The organism is Pantoea sp. WMus005 (assembly GCF_013415305.1).
GTDB lineage: Bacteria > Pseudomonadota > Gammaproteobacteria > Enterobacterales > Enterobacteriaceae > Pantoea > Pantoea rara.
This window is the reverse complement of record NZ_JACBXU010000005.1, coordinates 154314-170469: the sequence shown is the minus strand read 5'-3', so window position 1 is coordinate 170469 and position 16156 is coordinate 154314. Positions and strand designations below refer to the sequence as shown.

General features: G+C 56.5%; 15 protein-coding genes. 9 read left to right on the top strand and 6 right to left on the bottom strand.

Annotated elements, in window-relative coordinates; all coding sequences use genetic code 11:
* Window positions 1-2: 2 nt before the first annotated feature.
* From HZZ01_RS17695 to glpE, 3 genes are read right to left on the bottom strand one after another with little or no spacing between them, the layout of a single operon-like run.
* Window positions 3-761, bottom strand: a complete 759-nt coding sequence (locus HZZ01_RS17695) for a DeoR/GlpR family transcriptional regulator (protein ID WP_179898825.1) — start codon at window positions 759-761, stop codon at window positions 3-5.
* 31 nt (window positions 762-792) lie between these two features.
* Complete coding sequence (gene glpG, locus HZZ01_RS17690) at window positions 793-1614, bottom strand: rhomboid family intramembrane serine protease GlpG (RefSeq protein WP_136198033.1); 822 nt, start codon at window positions 1612-1614, stop codon at window positions 793-795.
* A gap of 29 nt (window positions 1615-1643) precedes the next feature.
* Entirely contained in the window at window positions 1644-1970 is a 327-nt protein-coding gene (gene glpE, locus HZZ01_RS17685; RefSeq protein ID WP_179898824.1) for a thiosulfate sulfurtransferase GlpE, read from the bottom strand.
* A 227-nt stretch (window positions 1971-2197) separates the two neighbouring features.
* On the opposite strand from glpE, the gene glpD reads away from it, so the two are divergent.
* The 9 genes from glpD to mdcH all read left to right on the top strand — a co-directional run bounded on the left by glpD (window position 2198) and on the right by mdcH (window position 11099).
* Window positions 2198-3703 (top strand): glycerol-3-phosphate dehydrogenase, encoded by a 1506-nt coding sequence (gene glpD, locus HZZ01_RS17680; RefSeq protein ID WP_179898823.1) that lies wholly within the window; start codon window positions 2198-2200, stop codon window positions 3701-3703.
* 334 nt (window positions 3704-4037) lie between these two features.
* Window positions 4038-5693: a malonate decarboxylase subunit alpha gene (gene mdcA / locus HZZ01_RS17675; RefSeq protein WP_179898822.1), complete on the top strand. Its 1656-nt coding sequence runs from the start codon at window positions 4038-4040 to the stop codon at window positions 5691-5693.
* Window positions 5693-6553, top strand: coding sequence for a triphosphoribosyl-dephospho-CoA synthase (locus tag HZZ01_RS17670; RefSeq protein WP_179898821.1), 861 nt, complete (start codon window positions 5693-5695; stop codon window positions 6551-6553). The genes mdcA and HZZ01_RS17670 overlap by 1 nt, the downstream gene beginning before the upstream one ends.
* Before the next feature lie 8 nt (window positions 6554-6561).
* The gene (gene mdcC, locus HZZ01_RS17665; protein ID WP_179898820.1) at window positions 6562-6861 is read left to right on the top strand and encodes a malonate decarboxylase acyl carrier protein; all 300 of its coding nucleotides are present in this window, start codon (window positions 6562-6564) and stop codon (window positions 6859-6861) included.
* On the top strand, window positions 6854-7687 hold the full coding sequence (locus HZZ01_RS17660; protein WP_179898819.1) for a biotin-independent malonate decarboxylase subunit beta: 834 nt from the start codon (window positions 6854-6856) through the stop codon (window positions 7685-7687). The genes mdcC and HZZ01_RS17660 overlap by 8 nt, the downstream gene beginning before the upstream one ends.
* Entirely contained in the window at window positions 7687-8487 is an 801-nt protein-coding gene (gene mdcE / locus HZZ01_RS17655) for a biotin-independent malonate decarboxylase subunit gamma (RefSeq protein ID WP_179898818.1), read from the top strand. Before HZZ01_RS17660 ends, mdcE begins: the two co-directional genes overlap by 1 nt.
* A 134-nt stretch (window positions 8488-8621) precedes the next feature.
* Window positions 8622-9581 (top strand): AEC family transporter, encoded by a 960-nt coding sequence (locus tag HZZ01_RS17650; RefSeq protein WP_179898817.1) that lies wholly within the window; start codon window positions 8622-8624, stop codon window positions 9579-9581.
* A gap of 1 nt (window position 9582) precedes the next feature.
* On the top strand, window positions 9583-10200 hold the full coding sequence (locus HZZ01_RS17645; protein ID WP_179898816.1) for a malonate decarboxylase holo-ACP synthase: 618 nt from the start codon (window positions 9583-9585) through the stop codon (window positions 10198-10200).
* Entirely contained in the window at window positions 10197-11099 is a 903-nt protein-coding gene (gene mdcH, locus HZZ01_RS17640; RefSeq protein ID WP_179898815.1) for a malonate decarboxylase subunit epsilon, read from the top strand. The genes HZZ01_RS17645 and mdcH overlap by 4 nt, the downstream gene beginning before the upstream one ends.
* Here mdcH and HZZ01_RS17635 read toward each other — a convergent pair.
* From HZZ01_RS17635 to glgA, 3 genes are all read right to left on the bottom strand, one after another.
* Entirely contained in the window at window positions 11080-12015 is a 936-nt protein-coding gene (locus HZZ01_RS17635) for a LysR family transcriptional regulator (RefSeq protein WP_179898814.1), read from the bottom strand. The genes mdcH and HZZ01_RS17635 overlap by 20 nt on opposite strands.
* Before the next feature lie 220 nt (window positions 12016-12235).
* The gene (glgP, locus tag HZZ01_RS17630) at window positions 12236-14683 is read right to left on the bottom strand and encodes a glycogen phosphorylase (RefSeq protein ID WP_179898813.1); all 2448 of its coding nucleotides are present in this window, start codon (window positions 14681-14683) and stop codon (window positions 12236-12238) included.
* A gap of 19 nt (window positions 14684-14702) precedes the next feature.
* Window positions 14703-16136 carry a glycogen synthase GlgA gene (glgA, locus tag HZZ01_RS17625; protein ID WP_179898812.1) on the bottom strand — a complete coding sequence of 478 codons (1434 nt, stop codon included), beginning with the start codon at window positions 16134-16136 and terminating at the stop codon, window positions 14703-14705.
* Window positions 16137-16156: the final 20 nt, after the last annotated feature.

The following is a 16156-nucleotide window of genomic DNA, read 5'->3' as shown; positions in this document are numbered from 1 at the left end:
AATCAGCAGAGTTCCAGGTGAACCTCATGCTGCTCAATCACTTTCATGACGCTGGCTGGCGGCACTTTATCGGTGTAGAGATAATCCAGCAGGCTCATGTTGCCAAGATTAACCATGGCGTTGCGGCCAAATTTCGAGTGATCCACCACCAGCATCGCGCAGCGCGAATTTTCAATGATGGCGCGTTTGGTGCGAACCTCGTGATAGTCGAACTCCAGCAGCGACCCATCCATGTCGATGCCGCTGATCCCCAGGATGCCGTAATCGAGACGGAACTGGGATATAAAGTCGAGCGTCGCTTCCCCCATCACCGCGCCATCGCGGGTTCGCACTTCACCGCCCGCGATAATCACCCGGAAATCGGGCTTGCCCATCAACAGCATTGCGACGTTGAGGTTGTTGGTCACCACGCGTAAATCGCTGTGGTTGAGCAGCGCATGCGCCACCGCTTCCGGCGTGGTGCCGATGTCGATAAACAGCGTGGCCCCATCCGGGATCTGGCTGGCAACCCGCTGCGCAATCCGCGCTTTTTCCGCTGACCACATCATTTTACGATCGTGCCAGGCGGTATTCTCAGAGCTGGAAGGGAGCGCCGCGCCACCGTGGTGGCGCTGAATTTTGTTCTGATCGGCCAAATCGTTGAGATCGCGACGAATAGTTTGCGGGCTGACCTCAAAATGATCCACCAGCTCCTCAGTACTGACATATCCCTGACGACGGACTAAATCGATAATCGCGTCATGACGTTGCGTCTGCTTCACGTTCCTCTCCTGTTAAACCGCTTATTACTGTCTATCGACGCGTGACGTTACGCGTATCGACCAGCGCCATCGCCAGCCCAACGACCAGACCAGCGACATGCGCCGCGTTGGCAATAGCCAGACCAAAGACGCCGAACCAGCCAATCACCAGCCAGACCACTGCAAAACCGATCAATCCCCGTTCAAGATAGACGCCGCTGTCGGGATCGCGCTCACCGCGCAGCCAGCAGTAACCCATCAGGGCATAGACCACGCCCGACAGACCACCAAACCAGATGCCGCTGAACTTCGCCTGCAGCCAGCCGCTGAGCAGCGCCGAAATCAGCATAATCACAAACAGTTTGCCGCTGCCAAGACGCTTCTCAACCACGCCGCCCAGATACCACCACCACATCAGATTAAACAGGATGTGCAGCAGTGAGAAGTGCAGCAGCGCATGGCTGAACCAGCGCCAGACCTGGAGGTGCTGATCGGCATCCGGCCAGGAGAGCCACGCCATCACGGCCTGATCGCCCATGACCTGCATCAGAATAAAGACTGCGATGCAGAGCACCATCAGGGTCATGGTCAGCGGACCGGCACGCTCGCGGATGTTCGCCCAGATATTGCTGCGCTCATAGCGCAGACCACTGTCGGTCTTGCCGCTGTGCCAGCTGGCGGCCTGATAACGCGGATGGTTAGGGTCGTGCAAAAACTGCTGAAGTTCGTTTTCGACCACCGAAATTTTGCTCTCATCATCGAGCATGATGACGTAGTGATTTTCATGCTCGATACGCAGCGTGATGCCCTGCGTCGCCATGTAGTCAACAAACGCCTGCGCCATGCGCGGCTGATTAAATTGGGTAATGCGCATCAGTAACTCTCCATGTGACGAGCAGCCATTTATTCACTGCCAGAGGCAACCTGCTGAGGGAAAGCGGCACGCCAGGCATCAAAGCCGCCATCAATGCTGTAGGCCTCATTAAACCCCTGTCCCAGCAGATAGTGTGCTGCGCTTTTGCTGCTGTTGCCGTGATAGCACATGACCAGCACGGGCAGGCTGTGATCGGCACCACTGACAAAGTCGCTGAGGTTAGTGTTGGTCAAATGCAGCGCACCCGTCGCATGGCCCAGGGCATAACTTTGCGGATCGCGGATATCCACCAGCAGCGCACCCTGCGCCAGACGCGCCTGCGCCTGCTGCACATCAATACATTCGAACGTTTCCATGGGATCTCTCATAACAGCGTCACAATAGCCCGTAGTGTAACCCGATAATCCACGCCGATAACCTGACAATCGTTACGGGTATCTGTTTTTTTGGTGGGCAGAATGTTAGCTATATCACGCAAAAATGTTTTTACCCGGTTAAAAGCTGGCGTCAATGTTGGTTTGCGATTATGATTATGCTCGAAAACGAACATTAATGAACTATTCCGAACATCGGAGGAGATGACGTGGAAACCAAAGACCTGATCGTGATCGGCGGCGGCATCAACGGTGCCGGCATTGCAGCAGACGCTGCAGGACGCGGACTGTCGGTGTTAATGCTGGAGGCGCGGGATCTGGCTTGCGCGACCTCCTCTGCCAGTTCAAAACTGATTCACGGCGGATTGCGCTACCTTGAACATTACGAATTCCGTCTGGTCAGTGAAGCACTGGCCGAACGTGAAGTACTGCTGAAAATGGCGCCGCACCTGGCGTTCCCGATGCGCTTCCGTCTTCCGCACCGTCCGCATCTGCGTCCGGCCTGGATGATCCGCACTGGCCTGTTTATGTATGACCATCTTGGCAAGCGTACCAGCCTGCCAGGCAGTAAAAGTCTGCGCTTTGGCGCGGATTCGGCCCTTAAGCCGGAAATTACGCGCGGATTCGAATATTCAGACTGCTGGGTCGATGATGCCCGCATGGTGGTACTGAATGCGCAGGAAGTGGTGAAGCATGGCGGCGAAGTGCGTACCCGCACCCGTGTGACGCGCGCCTGGCGTGAAGGCGGCCTGTGGAAGGTCGAAGCGGAAGATGTCGACACCGGTAAAACCTTTACCTGGCAGTCGAAAGGTCTGGTTAACGCGGCCGGCCCGTGGGTTAAGCAGCTGTTTGATGACAGCCTGAAGCTGAAGTCGCCTTATGGTATCCGTCTGATCAAAGGCAGCCACATCGTGGTGCCGCGCGTCCATACCGAGAAGCAGGCTTATATTCTGCAGAACGAAGATAACCGCATCGTGTTTGTCATCCCGTGGATGGATGAATTCTCTATTATCGGGACGACCGACGTAGAGTACAAAGGCGATCCGAAAAGCGTCCATATCGATGACAGCGAGACTGAGTACCTGCTGAAAGTGTTTAACGGACACTTTAAAAAGCAACTGACCGCCGACGATATCGTCTGGTCTTACTCGGGTGTCCGTCCGCTGTGTGATGACGAATCTGATTCACCGCAGGCAATCACCCGTGATTACACGCTGGATGTGCGCGATGATAATGGTCAGGCTCCACTGCTTTCCGTGTTTGGCGGCAAGCTGACCACCTATCGTAAGCTGGCAGAACATGCGCTGGAGAAACTGGCGAAGTACTACCCGAACGCTGGTCCGGCCTGGACGAAGAAATGCGTGTTGCCGGGCGGTAACATTAACGGCACCAGCGAGGATTATGCGGTCAGCCTGCGTCGTCGTTATCCGTTCATTACCGAAAACATGGCGCGCCACTTCTCACGTACTTACGGCAGCAGCACTGAAACCCTGCTGAACGGAGCGAAAAGCCTGGACGATTTGGGTGAGAATTTCGGTCATGATTTCTATGAGGCGGAGTTACGCTACCTGGTCCAGCATGAGTGGGTGCGTGAGCTGGATGATGCTATCTGGCGTCGTACTAAACAGGGCATGTGGCTGACCAAAGAGCAGCAGGCGCGCGTGGCTGAATGGCTGGCCGCGAAAGCGAAACCGGCACTGTCGCTGGCTTCATAAGCGGACAGTAACCGATCAGAAAGCAGGCTCCGGCCTGCTTTTTTATTGTCTGGTTATCGGCTATTCGGTCCCCTCGCCCGTTAAACGCTAGCCGAAGAATAGCTTTCACCCACCTTTTATTTCAATAACTAGTGCCAGCCAGAAATATTCACCGCTGTAACCTTTAATTCATCTCTCACAGCCTATACTCCAGGCTTCGCTTATCCATCCCCTTTCTCCATCGTTACCTTAAATCTAACGTTCCGCTTTTTTGCTTAATTGAACAGGGTAATAAGAAAGCTCAGACTTCCCTCAGCATACACGTCAGCACACCGATTCTAATCAGGAGGTTGAAATGAACACAGGCCAAACGCCTGCCCGGGACTGGAACACACGCCGCAGTGAAAAAGCGCGTCGTATGACCTCCTTTTCCCTTGATGGCAAAGTAATTCCTACCGAAAGAGCCGTTGAAGCATTTGAACAGTTAATTGCGCCAGGTGACCGCGTGGTGCTTGAAGGGAATAACCAGAAGCAGGCTGACTTTTTGTCCCGTACGCTGGCTGCGGTGAATCCGGCAAAGATTCACGACCTGCATATGATTATGCCCAGCGTCGGCCGCAGCGAACATCTCGATATTTTTGAAAAAGGCATTGCCCGCAAACTCGACTTCTCTTTCTCCGGTCCGCAGAGTCTGCGCATGTCTCAGCTGTTGCAGGATGGTCAGTTAGAAATCGGCGCTATTCATACCTATATCGAACTCTATTCCCGTCTCTACGTTGACCTTAGCCCGAATGTGGCGCTGATTGCCGGCTACAAAGCCGACCGCAAAGGCAATCTCTACACCGGCCCCAGTACTGAAGATACCCCGGCGCTGGTGGAAGCAGCCGCGTTTCGTGACGGTATCGTGATAGCCCAGGTCAATGAACTGGTCGATGACGAAACCGACCTGCCGCGCGTCGATATTCCTGGCTCCTGGATCGACTACGTTGTGGTGGCTGATAAACCCTTCTTTATCGAACCGCTGTTCACCCGCGATCCGCGCCTGATTAAGCAGGAACACATCCTGATGGCGATGATGGCGATTAAAGGTATCTACGCTGAACACCAGGTGCAGTCACTGAACCACGGAATCGGTTTTAACACTGCCGCCATTGAACTGCTGCTGCCCACCTACGGTGAACAGCTGGGTCTGAAAGGCAAAATCTGTAAACACTGGACGCTGAACCCACACCCAACACTGATCCCAGCAATTGAGAGCGGCTGGGTAGAGAGCGTGCACTGCTTCGGTGGCGAAATGGGGATGGAAGAGTACATTCGTGCTCGTCCCGACATCTTCTTTACCGGCAGCGACGGCTCAATGCGCTCTAACCGCGCTTTCTGTCAGATGGCAGGTCAGTACGCGGTTGATATGTTTATCGGTGCCACCCTGCAGGTTGATGGTCTGGCGAACTCCTCTACCGTCACCCGGGGTCGTCTTGCTGGCTTCGGTGGTGCACCAAACATGGGTCACGATCCCCATGGCCGCCGTCACGCGACGCCCGCCTGGCTGAATATGATCACCGAGCCAGACCCGATGCAGCGCGGCAAAAAACTGGTGGTGCAGATGGTCGAAACCTTCCAGGCCGGTGCGAAACCGACCTTCGTTGAAACCCTGGATGCGGTTGAAGTCGCGAAATCCTCCGGTATGCCGCTGGCTCCGGTAATGATCTATGGCGATGACGTCACGCATGTGCTGACCGAGGAAGGCATCGCCTATCTCTATCGGGCGGAAAGTCTGGAAGAGCGTCGCGCCATGGTCGCTGCAGTAGCCGGGATTACCGATATTGGTCTGGGCGTGGATGCTGCCCGCGTCGCCGCGCTGCGTAAAAGCGGCAAAGTCGTTTATCCGGAAGATATGGGTATCCGCCGCTCCGACGCCACCCGTTCACTGCTGGCAGCGGGCAGCGTCGCTGACCTGGTTGAATGGTCAGATGGCCTGTACAACCCGCCAGCCAAATTCCGGAGCTGGTAATGAAACTCCTGTCACAGACACATGCCGAGGCGCAGGCCAGTCATCTGGCGACGATAGCGCGCGATTGCCTGATCGATGAAGCACGCCTGAGCCCCAAGCCGGGTCTGGTAGACAGTCGGGGAAACGGCGCACATCGGGATCTGACGCTGGCGCTGATGGAGCGTTCCGCTCATAGCCTGATGCCAGCCTTTCTGGCGCTGGCCCGTCACAGCTGGCTTCGCCCCGCCGATATCGCCCTGCGCGAAACAGTCGGTCGGCTTGGCCGCGACGGCGAACAGCAGATGATGGCAGCAACCAGCGGCGTGAACACCCATCGGGGCGCGATCTGGGCGCTGGGGTTGCTGGTCAGTGCCGCAGCGATGCAGGGTGGTGCAGTCAGTGCTGATCATCTGACCCGCACCGCTGCCGCGCTGGCGAGCCTGCCCGACAGCCACGCCCCCAGAGTGTTCAGCAAAGGATTAAAAGCGACGCACCGCTATCAGGTACCCGGCGCACGCGAAGAGGCGCAACAGGCGTTTCCTCACGTGATGAAACTGGCGCTTCCGCAGTTGCTGACCAGCCGTGCGGTAGGTGCCAGTGAAAGCGAAGCCCGGCTGGATGCGCTGATGGCGATCATGACTTCACTCAGCGATACCTGCGTGCTGTCACGTGCAGGCATGATCGGACTCGACGCCATGCAACAGGGAGCACGTGCCGTGCTGCTGGCGGGCGGCTGCCGTACAGCTGCGGGTCAGGTGGCGCTTCAGCAGCTCGACCGTCGGATGCTGGCGCTCAACGCCTCGCCGGGTGGAGCTGCCGACTTGCTGGCCGCAACGCTGTTTATCGATCGGGTCTGTTCGCCTGAACATACTTATTTTTAGAGGCCATTATGGAACACATCACATTAGCTCTACCTGCTAACCGCCTGCTCAGTGGCAGAGCGCTGGCAGGGGTCGTTGGTTCCGGTGATATGGAAGTGCTGTACACCGCAACCGAAGGCCAGACACTGACCATTGATATCACCACCTCCCTGGATAACAGCGACGCCCGCTGGAAAGCGCTGTTTGACCGCCTGAACTTAATCAACGGCCTGCCCGCCGGAAAGATGATTATTCATGATTTCGGCGCGACACCCGGCGTGGCGCGTATCCGTATTGAACAGGTTTTTGAAGAGGTGAGCCATGCGTAACGATGCCAGTTTTATTGAATTACGGGCCCGTGAACGTGCCCATGCATTGCTGGACGCAGGCAGCTACCGCGAACTGCTTGATCCCTTTGAAGGCATCATGTCGCCGTGGCTGGCTCCGCAGGGCGTGGTACCTCAGTCAGATGATGGCATGGTGGTGGCTCGCGGCACGCTGAACGGTCAGTCTGCGGTGGTGATCGCCATCGAAGGCACCTTCCAGGGTGGCAGCATGGGCGAAGTCTCCGGTGCGAAAATGGCGGCGGCGCTGGAGCTGGCGGCAGAAGATAATCGCAACGGAATCCCGACCCAGGCGGTGCTCTGCCTGGAGACCGGTGGCGTGCGCTTACAGGAAGCGAATCTGGGACTGGCAGCGATTGCGGATATTCATGCAGCCATTGTCGATCTGCGTCGCTATACGCCGGTAATTGGCATCGTCAGCGGTACGGTTGGCTGCTTCGGCGGGATGTCTATCGCCGCCGCGCTATGCAGCTACCTGATTGTGACCCGCGAGGCCCGTCTGGGACTGAACGGTCCACAGGTGATTGAGCAGGAAGCGGGCATTGAAGAGTATGACTCACGCGATCGTCCGTTTATCTGGAGCATGACCGGCGGCGAAATCCGCTACGCCAGCGGCCTGGTCGATGCGCTCGTCAGTGATGGCATTAACGCGGTTAAAACGGCCGTAAATGATTTCATTGCCCGCGGCGTTCCGGCGCAGAACCGTAGCGACAAATATGCCGATTTTCTGCCACGTCTGATGCAGTTCGACACCCGCCAGCAGGCGGACACGGCGCAGATTAAACAGCTTTTCGCCCGGGAGGATAAATAATGACGCAGACAATCAGCCGCGGTGCAACCTGGCTGGAAAAACTCGCACCCCATGCTCAACGTCTTGATGGCCTCTGCGCTTCTGTTCAGGTGGCTGACGGCCAGCTCAATGGCGAAAACGTACGGTTTATCGCCGTGGTGACCGATGCACAAAACCACTATCCGCGCGCCGCGCAGGGTGAAGTCGGTCTGCTGGAAGGCTGGACGCTGGCGAAAGTGGTAAATGAAACCATTGAAGCGGATATCAACAGTGACGTAAAACGCCCAATTGTGGCAGTGATCGACGTACCGAGTCAGGCCTATGGCCGCCGTGAAGAAGCCTTTGGTATTCATCAGGCACTGGCTGGCGCTGCCGGTGCTTATGCCAAAGCGCGGCTGGCCGGTCATCCGGTGATTGGCCTGATTGTGGGTAAGGCGATGTCTGGTGCGTTCCTGGCACATGGTTATCAGGCCAACCGGCTGATAGCGCTTAACGATCAGGGCGTGCTGGTGCATGCGATGGGCAAAGAATCTGCAGCGCGAATTACGCTGCGCTCGGTGGAGGCGCTGGAAAAACTGGCCGCCACTATTCCCCCCATGGCGTATGACGTAAATAACTTCGCCACGCTGGGCCTGCTCTCCGATCTGCTGAACGTTGCCGACCCGGATGCGCCTTCTGACGCCGATGTGGCGATGGTAGAGATCGCTGTGCAGAAAGCGATTAGCGATGCGCGTCAGGATCCCACCCTGAAAAATCGCCTTGGCGCATCCAATCGTCACAGTTCCTCCCTGGTTCGCGAACGTATGCGCGCGACCTGGTAATTACATAAAAAAATAAACCTGCCGAAACCGGTCTGACGGGGCGCATCGCTTATTGCGCCCCGGAGCAGTGGCCGCTTTTAGAATTATAAACATCGCTGTTTTTTAAAGAATTCTTTCTTAAATACAGGTGATTTATGATTTATATAATTGTTCATGCCCTTGCTCCTATCTTTGTCATCATGCTTTTGGGTTTCTGGGCCGGCAAGGCCGGAATGGTCAATAACAAAGATGTTTCACTGCTCAATATCTTCGTAATGGATTTTGCGCTACCCGCTGCACTGTTCAGCGCCACGGTACAGACGCCCTGGTCGGGCATCGCGGCGCAATGGCCGCTTATTGTGGTGATTACCGGCGCGATGTGGATAACCTATGCGGCGATCTATTTCCTTGCCACCCGGGTTTTCAAAAAATCACCGCAGGATGCGGCTGTGCTGACGCTGACCGTGGCACTGCCCAACTATGCCGCCCTGGGCCTGCCGATTCTGGCCAGCGTACTGGGTGAAAATGCCACCACGTCGCTGTCGGTCGCTGTCTCTATCGCCTGTGGTTCAGTGTTGCTTACCCCACTGTGCCTGCTGATTCTGGAACGCGAAAAAGCATTTGCGGCGGGTATGGAACACGGTTCAACGCTGACAATGCTGCCGATTCTGATGTGGCGCTCAATGAAAAAACCTATCGTGATGGGACCGTTGATCGGCGTGGTGTTGTCGGCGCTGGGCATTAAAATGCCGGATCTGGTCCTGGCTGCGATTAAACCGCTGGGCCTGGCGGCCACCGCTGCAGCACTATTCCTGACCGGTGTGATCCTCTCTGCTCGCAGGCTGAAACTTAATGCCGTTGTCGGCATCGGTACAGTGACTAAACTGTTGATTCAGCCGTTTATTGCCTGGGGGCTCGTACTGGCACTGGGTTTAAGCGGACCGGTCGCGATTACCGCGATTCTGATGATTGCACTCTCAGCGGGTTTCTTTGGTGTGGTGTTCGGCAACCGCTTTGGCGTGCAGTCTCCCGATGCTGAAGCCGTGCTGCTGTTAAGCTCGATTCTGTGTATTTTATCTTTACCGTTGTTCATCACGCTGACATCAGGAATGTAATATGAGTGTGCCGCGCCCCCACGATCTCCTCTGGCTGCGAGACAGCAGCGCGTTAGCGACGATCAAAGAGAGCTGGGTCAGCCAGTGCTGGCATCCCGAGCTGCCGGTGGTGGTGCGGCGCGATCACCGTGAATCCGGCTTGATCCCGATTGGTGTACGTGGTGAGCGACGTGAGCAGCGTGCCGCCGGCTGGATCACGTCAGCCGATATTATCGGCGTGATGACGCCAGAGAGGCTGGCGGAACGCACTCTGCTGCTGGATTCGCCATTTACTGTTTATGCGCCTGTCAGCGCGGCGATAGCGCTCAGTGAGACCATCTGGCCGTGGCGCTGGGGCATTACCGGCAGCACCGGTTATGCCCTGGCAACGCAATGCCCTGTGTTGCATGCCGCCAGCGATCTGGATTTAATCATCCGCGCCCCGCAGCCGCTGCCACGCGACGCGATGCAACAGTGGCAGACAGAGACCGACGCGCTGGGCTGCAGGGTGGATACCCAGGTGGAAACGCCCGCTGGCGCATTTGCCCTGAACGAGTGGCTGCGCGAGGGACGCGTGCTGTTAAAAACCGACACCGGACCGATACTGACCGCTTCACCCTGGAGCAGGGAGAATCCATGAAAATACTTTTTACCTTTCCTGGCCAGGGCACCCAGCGTGCCGGAATGCTACAGCATCTGCCCGAGGGTGAGGCGATCTTAAGCCACGTACGTGCAGTGCTGGGCGACGAAACTGACCAGCTCGACAGCGTTGATGCGCTGCGCCACACCCGCGCCGTGCAGCTCTGTCTGCTGATTTCCGGTGTCGCCTGGGCGCGTGAGCTAATCCGCCGCGGACTCAAACCGGATATGGTCAGCGGTCTGTCGATTGGCGCGTTTCCTGCTGCGGTGATCGCCGGCGCGCTGGATTTCAGCGACGCTCTGCGGCTGGTTGCGCTGCGCGGCGATCTGATGGAAAAGGCGTATCCACACGGATATGGCCTGACGGCGATCGCCGGCTTAACGCTGAGTCGTCTGGAGAAACTGCTGCCTGACAGCAACACCTACATCGCGAATTTAAATGCGGAAACGCAGATTGTGATTGCCGGCCGTGACGAGGATATGGCGGTGGTTGCACAGAAGGCACTGGATGCCGGTGCCAGCAAAGCGATTAAACTCGCAGTGAGCGTGCCGTCGCACTGTGCGCTGCTGGATAAGCCCGCCGCCGAACTGGCTCGCGCCTTTGAGTCCGTCACTCTCTCCCGCCCCGACTGCGCTTACCTCAGCGGCTCAACCGCGCGGGTGATTTGGGAGCCGGAGAAAATTGCCGACGATCTTGCCTTTAACATGGCACGCACGGTGCAGTGGAATGATGCGGTGGTTTCCGCTAATCAGCGCGATGCCCGACTGGCGATTGAGATGCCGCCTGGCAATGTGCTGACCGGCCTGACGCTGCAGGCCAACTGGCAGGGCGAAGCAATTTGTCTGGAGCGCAACAGCGTTGAGGTTGCGCTGCATCTGGCTAAACGGCTGAGTCAGTAAGGCTGCGGGCATACATCCGCCCTTCTGCTGCCAGGGCCAGCAGGTCATTATCCCGTTCGCGGTGATGTGAGTAGACTATCGAGATCTGCTGACGCATCTGATAAGGCTCCGCGAGCGTCAGCAACTGAATATTGTTTTCATAGACTTTCTTCATCCGTCCCGGAATCAGCGCCAGGCCAACGCCCGCCTGCACCAGGCTTATCATCGAGAAGATGTCATTTACCTGGGTGACGATGCGCGGTTCAAATCTGGCAATCTGAAATGCCTCCTGCGAACCGGCATAGGTGGCAAACCCCTCCGCCAGTGAGACAAAATCCCGGTCGGCAAACTCACGCAGATCAACCGGACCGGTTTCCTGCTGTGTTTCTCCGGCCGGTGCGGCCAGAAAGATCCTGTCTTCAAACAGCGGAATCACATCGAAATGCGCCTCACTGAGTTCGCCCTCATCGGTGGCGATCAGAATCGCATCCAGCGCCTCATCTTCCAGCATATTCAGCAGCATCTGATTCGAACCCATGGTCAGATCAAGCTCCAGCGTGGGACGGCGCAGTTTCATACCCATGATCAGCCGGGGAATGGTTTCGAGCGTCAGCGAATAGAGCGTACCAAGCCGCAGGCGACCCCCACCGATGCCCGCCACCTTGCGTGCCTCTTCAATGCCTTTGCCCATCAGGGTGGTCACGTCGCGGCAATACTCCAGCAGCGTCCAGGCGGCAGGCAGCGGCACCAGATTGCGGCCCTTGTGGATAAATAGCGGACAGTCGATGCCCTCTTCCAGCGTGTGCAGTGCGCGATGCACGCTGACGCTGCTCAGTTCCAGCGCTTCCGCCGTGCGGGCGATATTCCCTTTGCTCATAAACATCATGAAGACGCTGAGCTTACGAAAGGTAATTTCCTGGTTGATGTTGTCACTCATTGGCTGTAGTTGCCTGTAGGGTCGTTTTGCATTTCCGCATAGTAGCGATTCTCAGCCAGGGTGTAATGATCTGGTTCGCACAACGGGCACTTAGGGGCGCAGAGATGATAAGAGGCTGAATTTTCTGGAGGTGTGTGGGATGGCTGGTGAGCAGGAAGAACGAAGAGTGCGGCCGATCCCTCGGCCGCAAGGAAATTCAGAACAGCTTACTGCACGTGCTTTACAGTCTTACCGGCGAGATATTCCAGATCTCATCGGCGTACTCCTGAATAGTACGGTCCGACGAGAAGTAGCCCATGCCGGCAATGTTTTTCGCCGCGCGGCGCTGCCACTCATCCGGTTTACGGTAAAGTGCATCCACCTTATCCTGGGTATCCACGTAGCTGCGATAGTCCGCCAGTAACTGGTAGTGATCGCCGAAGTTAACCAGGGAATCGAACAGATTGCGGTAGCGGCCCGGATCCTGCGGGCTGAATACACCCGACGCAATCTGGGTCAGCACCTGATGCAGCTCTTCATCCTTTTCGTAATAGTCTCGCGGGTTGTAGCCGTTCTTACGCAGCGCTTCGACCTGCGGCGTGGTATTACCGAAGATAAAGATGTTCTCTTCACCAACGTGATCCAGCATCTCAACGTTAGCCCCATCCAGCGTACCGATGGTCAGCGCGCCATTGAGTGCAAACTTCATGTTACTGGTGCCGGACGCTTCCGTTCCTGCGGTCGATATCTGCTCAGAGAGATCGGCTGCCGGGATAATGATCTGCGCCAGGCTCACGCTGTAGTTTGGGATGAAGACCACTTTCAGCTTGTTCTTCACCTGCGGATCGTTGTTGATCACATTCGCGACATCGTTGATCAGATGAATGATGTGCTTGGCAACGTAATAAGCCGATGCCGCTTTACCGGCGAAAATATTGACGCGCGGCACCCATTCCGCCTGCGGATCGGCCTTGATGCGGTTGTAACGCGTTATCACATGCAGCACATTGAGCAACTGGCGTTTGTACTCGTGAATACGCTTGATCTGCACATCGAATAGCGCATTAGGATCGAGCACCACGTCCAGATTCTTCGCCACCCAGTCAGCCAGCCGACGTTTGTTCTGATGTTTGGCGACCGCCACTTTTTCGATAAACGCCGGATAGTCAATCTGCGCTTTCAGTTCGCCCAGTTGACTGAGATCGGTGCGCCAGTTGCGACCAATCTCCTCATCCAGCACCTCTGACAGCGCCGGGTTTGCCAGCGCCAGCCAGCGACGTGGCGTCACGCCGTTGGTTTTATTGCAGAAGCGTCCAGGGAACAGGCGGGAGAAGTCGGCAAACAGCGACTGCACCATTAAATTCGAGTGCAGTTCAGACACGCCATTCACTTTGTGGCTGACCACAACCGCCAGCCAGCCCATGCGAATCCGGCGGCCATCGTTCTCATCGATGATCGAAATGCGCGACAGCAGATCCAGGTCCTCAGGATAGTGATCCTGAATCGTCTTGAGGAAGAAGTCGTTAATCTCGAAAATGATACTGAGGTGACGCGGCAGGATCTTACCGATCATATCCACCGGCCAGGTCTCCAGCGCTTCGGTCATCAGCGTATGGTTGGTATAGGAGAAGACCTGACAGCAGACATCAAAGGCGCTATCCCAGCTGAATTTATGGTCGTCAATAAGCAGGCGCATCAGTTCGGGAATCGCCAGCACCGGATGCGTATCATTCAGGTGGATGGCGATTTTGTCCGCCAGGTTGTCCCAGGTCTGGTGCATACGCCAGTGACGATTCAGGATGTCCTGAACCGTGGCGGAGACCAGGAAATATTCCTGACGCAGACGCAGCTCACGGCCTGAATACGTTGAGTCATCCGGATAGAGCACGCGCGACACGTTTTCAGAGTGGTTTTTATCTTCCACCGCCGCAAAGTAATCACCCTGGTTGAACTTACCGAGGTTGATTTCGTTGCTGGCCTGGGCGCCCCACAGTCGCAGGGTGTTGGTGGCATCGGTGTCAAAACCTGGAATGATCTGGTCATAGGCCATCGCCAGAATCTCTTCGGTCTCCAGCCAGCGCACTTTCGCGCCTTCGTGCTGCACGCGACCGCCAAAACGGACTTTGTAACGGGTATTGAAACGCTGGAATTCCCACGGATTACCATACTCAAGCCAGTAATCCGGTGACTCTTTCTGTTCACCTTCCACGATGTTCTGTTTGAACATGCCGTAATCATAGCGGATGCCGTAGCCACGGCCCGGCATGCCCAGCGTCGCCAGCGAATCGAGGAAACAGGCTGCCAGGCGACCAAGACCGCCGTTGCCCAGCCCCGGATCGTTCTCCTCTTCCATCAGCTCGGCCAGATCCAGACCCATCTCATCCAGCGCCTGGTTGAGATCGTCATAAATCCCCATCGCCAGCAGCGCATTCCCCAGCGTGCGGCCCATCAGGAACTCCATCGACAGGTAATAAACCTGGCGGACATCCTGAGACAGTTGCGCACGGCTGGAACGCAGCCAGCGCTCCACCATCCGGTCACGCACCGCCAGCAGCGAGGCGTTGAGCCACTCGTGCTTATTGGCGATAGAGGGATCTTTGCCGATGGTAAACATCAGTTTGTAGGCAATCGAATGCTTTAAGGCATCAACCGTCAACGTTGGTGAGGCGTAAGTGAAAGGTGCATTCATATCCAGTTTTCCCAATCCGTTACATCAAACGTTGGTAGAGATCACGGTAGGCTGTTGCTGCCACCTGCCAGCTAAAGTCCATTGCCATCGCCTGGCGCTGGACATAGCGCCATAGCGAAGGACGAGACCACAATACAAACGCGCGCCGGATGGCCCGCAACAGCGACCAGGCATTGGCATCTTCGAAACTGAATCCACTGGCGATACCGTCAGCCAGATTCTCTAACGAACTGTCATTTACGGTATCGGCCAGTCCACCCGTACGGCGCACTAACGGCAACGTACCATACTTCAGTCCGTAGAGTTGAGTCAGACCACAGGGCTCAAAGCGACTCGGCACCACGATCACATCCGCGCCACCGACAATGCGGTGTGAAAACGCTTCGTGATAGCCAATCTGCACGCCCACGCTGCCCGGATGCTCTGCCGCTGCCGCCAGAAATCCCTGTTGCAGTTCGGCATCGCCCTGACCCAGCAGCACCAGCTGTCCGCCCTGCGCCAGCAAGCCAGGCAGCGCCTCCAGCACCAGGTCCAGCCCTTTCTGTTTGGTCAGACGGCTGATGACGCAGAACACCGGCGCTTTATCATCCACCTTCAGACCCATTGCCACCTGCAGCTGACGTTTGTTCTCTGCTTTTGCTTCCAGCGTGTCACGGTTATAGCGCGCACTCAGCAGCAGGTCGTGGGCCGGGTCCCAGATAGAGGGATCAACGCCATTAAGGATTCCGCTAAGGCGCCCTTCGCGCATACGCTGTGCCAGCAGGGTTTCCATGCCGTAAGCATATTCGGCAGAGGTAATTTCATGGGCATAAGTCGGACTGACCGCCGTGATATGGTCGGCATAAAAGAGGCCCGCTTTCAGGAAGGAGATCTGACCGAAGAACTCCAGCCCATGCATGTTAAAGAACGACCACGGCAGGCCTATCTCTTCCAGATGGTGCGCCATGAACAGTCCCTGATACGCCAGGTTGTGCACGGTGAACACCGATTTAGCCGGACGGCCACGCGCTTCAAGATAGGCGCAGGTCAGGCCCGCGTGCCAGTCATGCGCATGGACGATATCGGGACGCCACATGGAGTCCATACCGCACGCGAGTTCACAGCCGACCCAGCCCAGCAGCGCAAAGCGCAGATAGTTGTCGACATACGCAAACTGCGACTCGTCATGATAGGGACTGCCGGGACGATCGTAGAGGCCGGGAGCATCAATTAAGTAGATGCCCACACCGTTAAATTCACCATATAACAGACGTATATGACCGGCAAATGTCTCTCGCTCCGTCACTACCTGGAGATCAGGTATGCCTTTGCGCAATGCGGGAAAAGCAGGCAACAGTACCCGCGTATCCGTACCGCCCGCAATTTGCGCCTGAGGTAATGCCCCGACAACATCAGCCAGTCCGCCTGTTTTCAGCAGCGGGAAAAGTTCTGAACAGACATGTAAAACCTGCATCCTCGACCTCATTAAGTTAT

Bases quoted from the DNA above. Each gene is read 5' to 3' on its own strand.
- HZZ01_RS17670 (WP_179898821.1), top strand. From the start codon at position 5,693: ATGAAACTCCTGTCACAGACACATGCCGAGGCGCAGGCCAGTCATCTG.
- mdcE (WP_179898818.1), top strand. From the start codon at position 7,687: ATGACGCAGACAATCAGCCGCGGTGCAACCTGGCTGGAAAAACTCGCA.
- HZZ01_RS17650 (WP_179898817.1), top strand. From the start codon at position 8,622: ATGATTTATATAATTGTTCATGCCCTTGCTCCTATCTTTGTCATCATG.
- mdcC (WP_179898820.1), top strand. From the start codon at position 6,562: ATGGAACACATCACATTAGCTCTACCTGCTAACCGCCTGCTCAGTGGC.
- HZZ01_RS17645 (WP_179898816.1), top strand. From the start codon at position 9,583: ATGAGTGTGCCGCGCCCCCACGATCTCCTCTGGCTGCGAGACAGCAGC.
- HZZ01_RS17660 (WP_179898819.1), top strand. From the start codon at position 6,854: ATGCGTAACGATGCCAGTTTTATTGAATTACGGGCCCGTGAACGTGCC.
- glgA (WP_179898812.1), bottom strand. From the start codon at position 16,136: ATGCAGGTTTTACATGTCTGTTCAGAACTTTTCCCGCTGCTGAAAACA.
- HZZ01_RS17635 (WP_179898814.1), bottom strand. From the start codon at position 12,015: ATGAGTGACAACATCAACCAGGAAATTACCTTTCGTAAGCTCAGCGTC.
- glgP (WP_179898813.1), bottom strand. From the start codon at position 14,683: ATGAATGCACCTTTCACTTACGCCTCACCAACGTTGACGGTTGATGCC.
- mdcA (WP_179898822.1), top strand. From the start codon at position 4,038: ATGAACACAGGCCAAACGCCTGCCCGGGACTGGAACACACGCCGCAGT.
- glpG (WP_136198033.1), bottom strand. From the start codon at position 1,614: ATGCGCATTACCCAATTTAATCAGCCGCGCATGGCGCAGGCGTTTGTT.
- glpE (WP_179898824.1), bottom strand. From the start codon at position 1,970: ATGGAAACGTTCGAATGTATTGATGTGCAGCAGGCGCAGGCGCGTCTG.
- mdcH (WP_179898815.1), top strand. From the start codon at position 10,197: ATGAAAATACTTTTTACCTTTCCTGGCCAGGGCACCCAGCGTGCCGGA.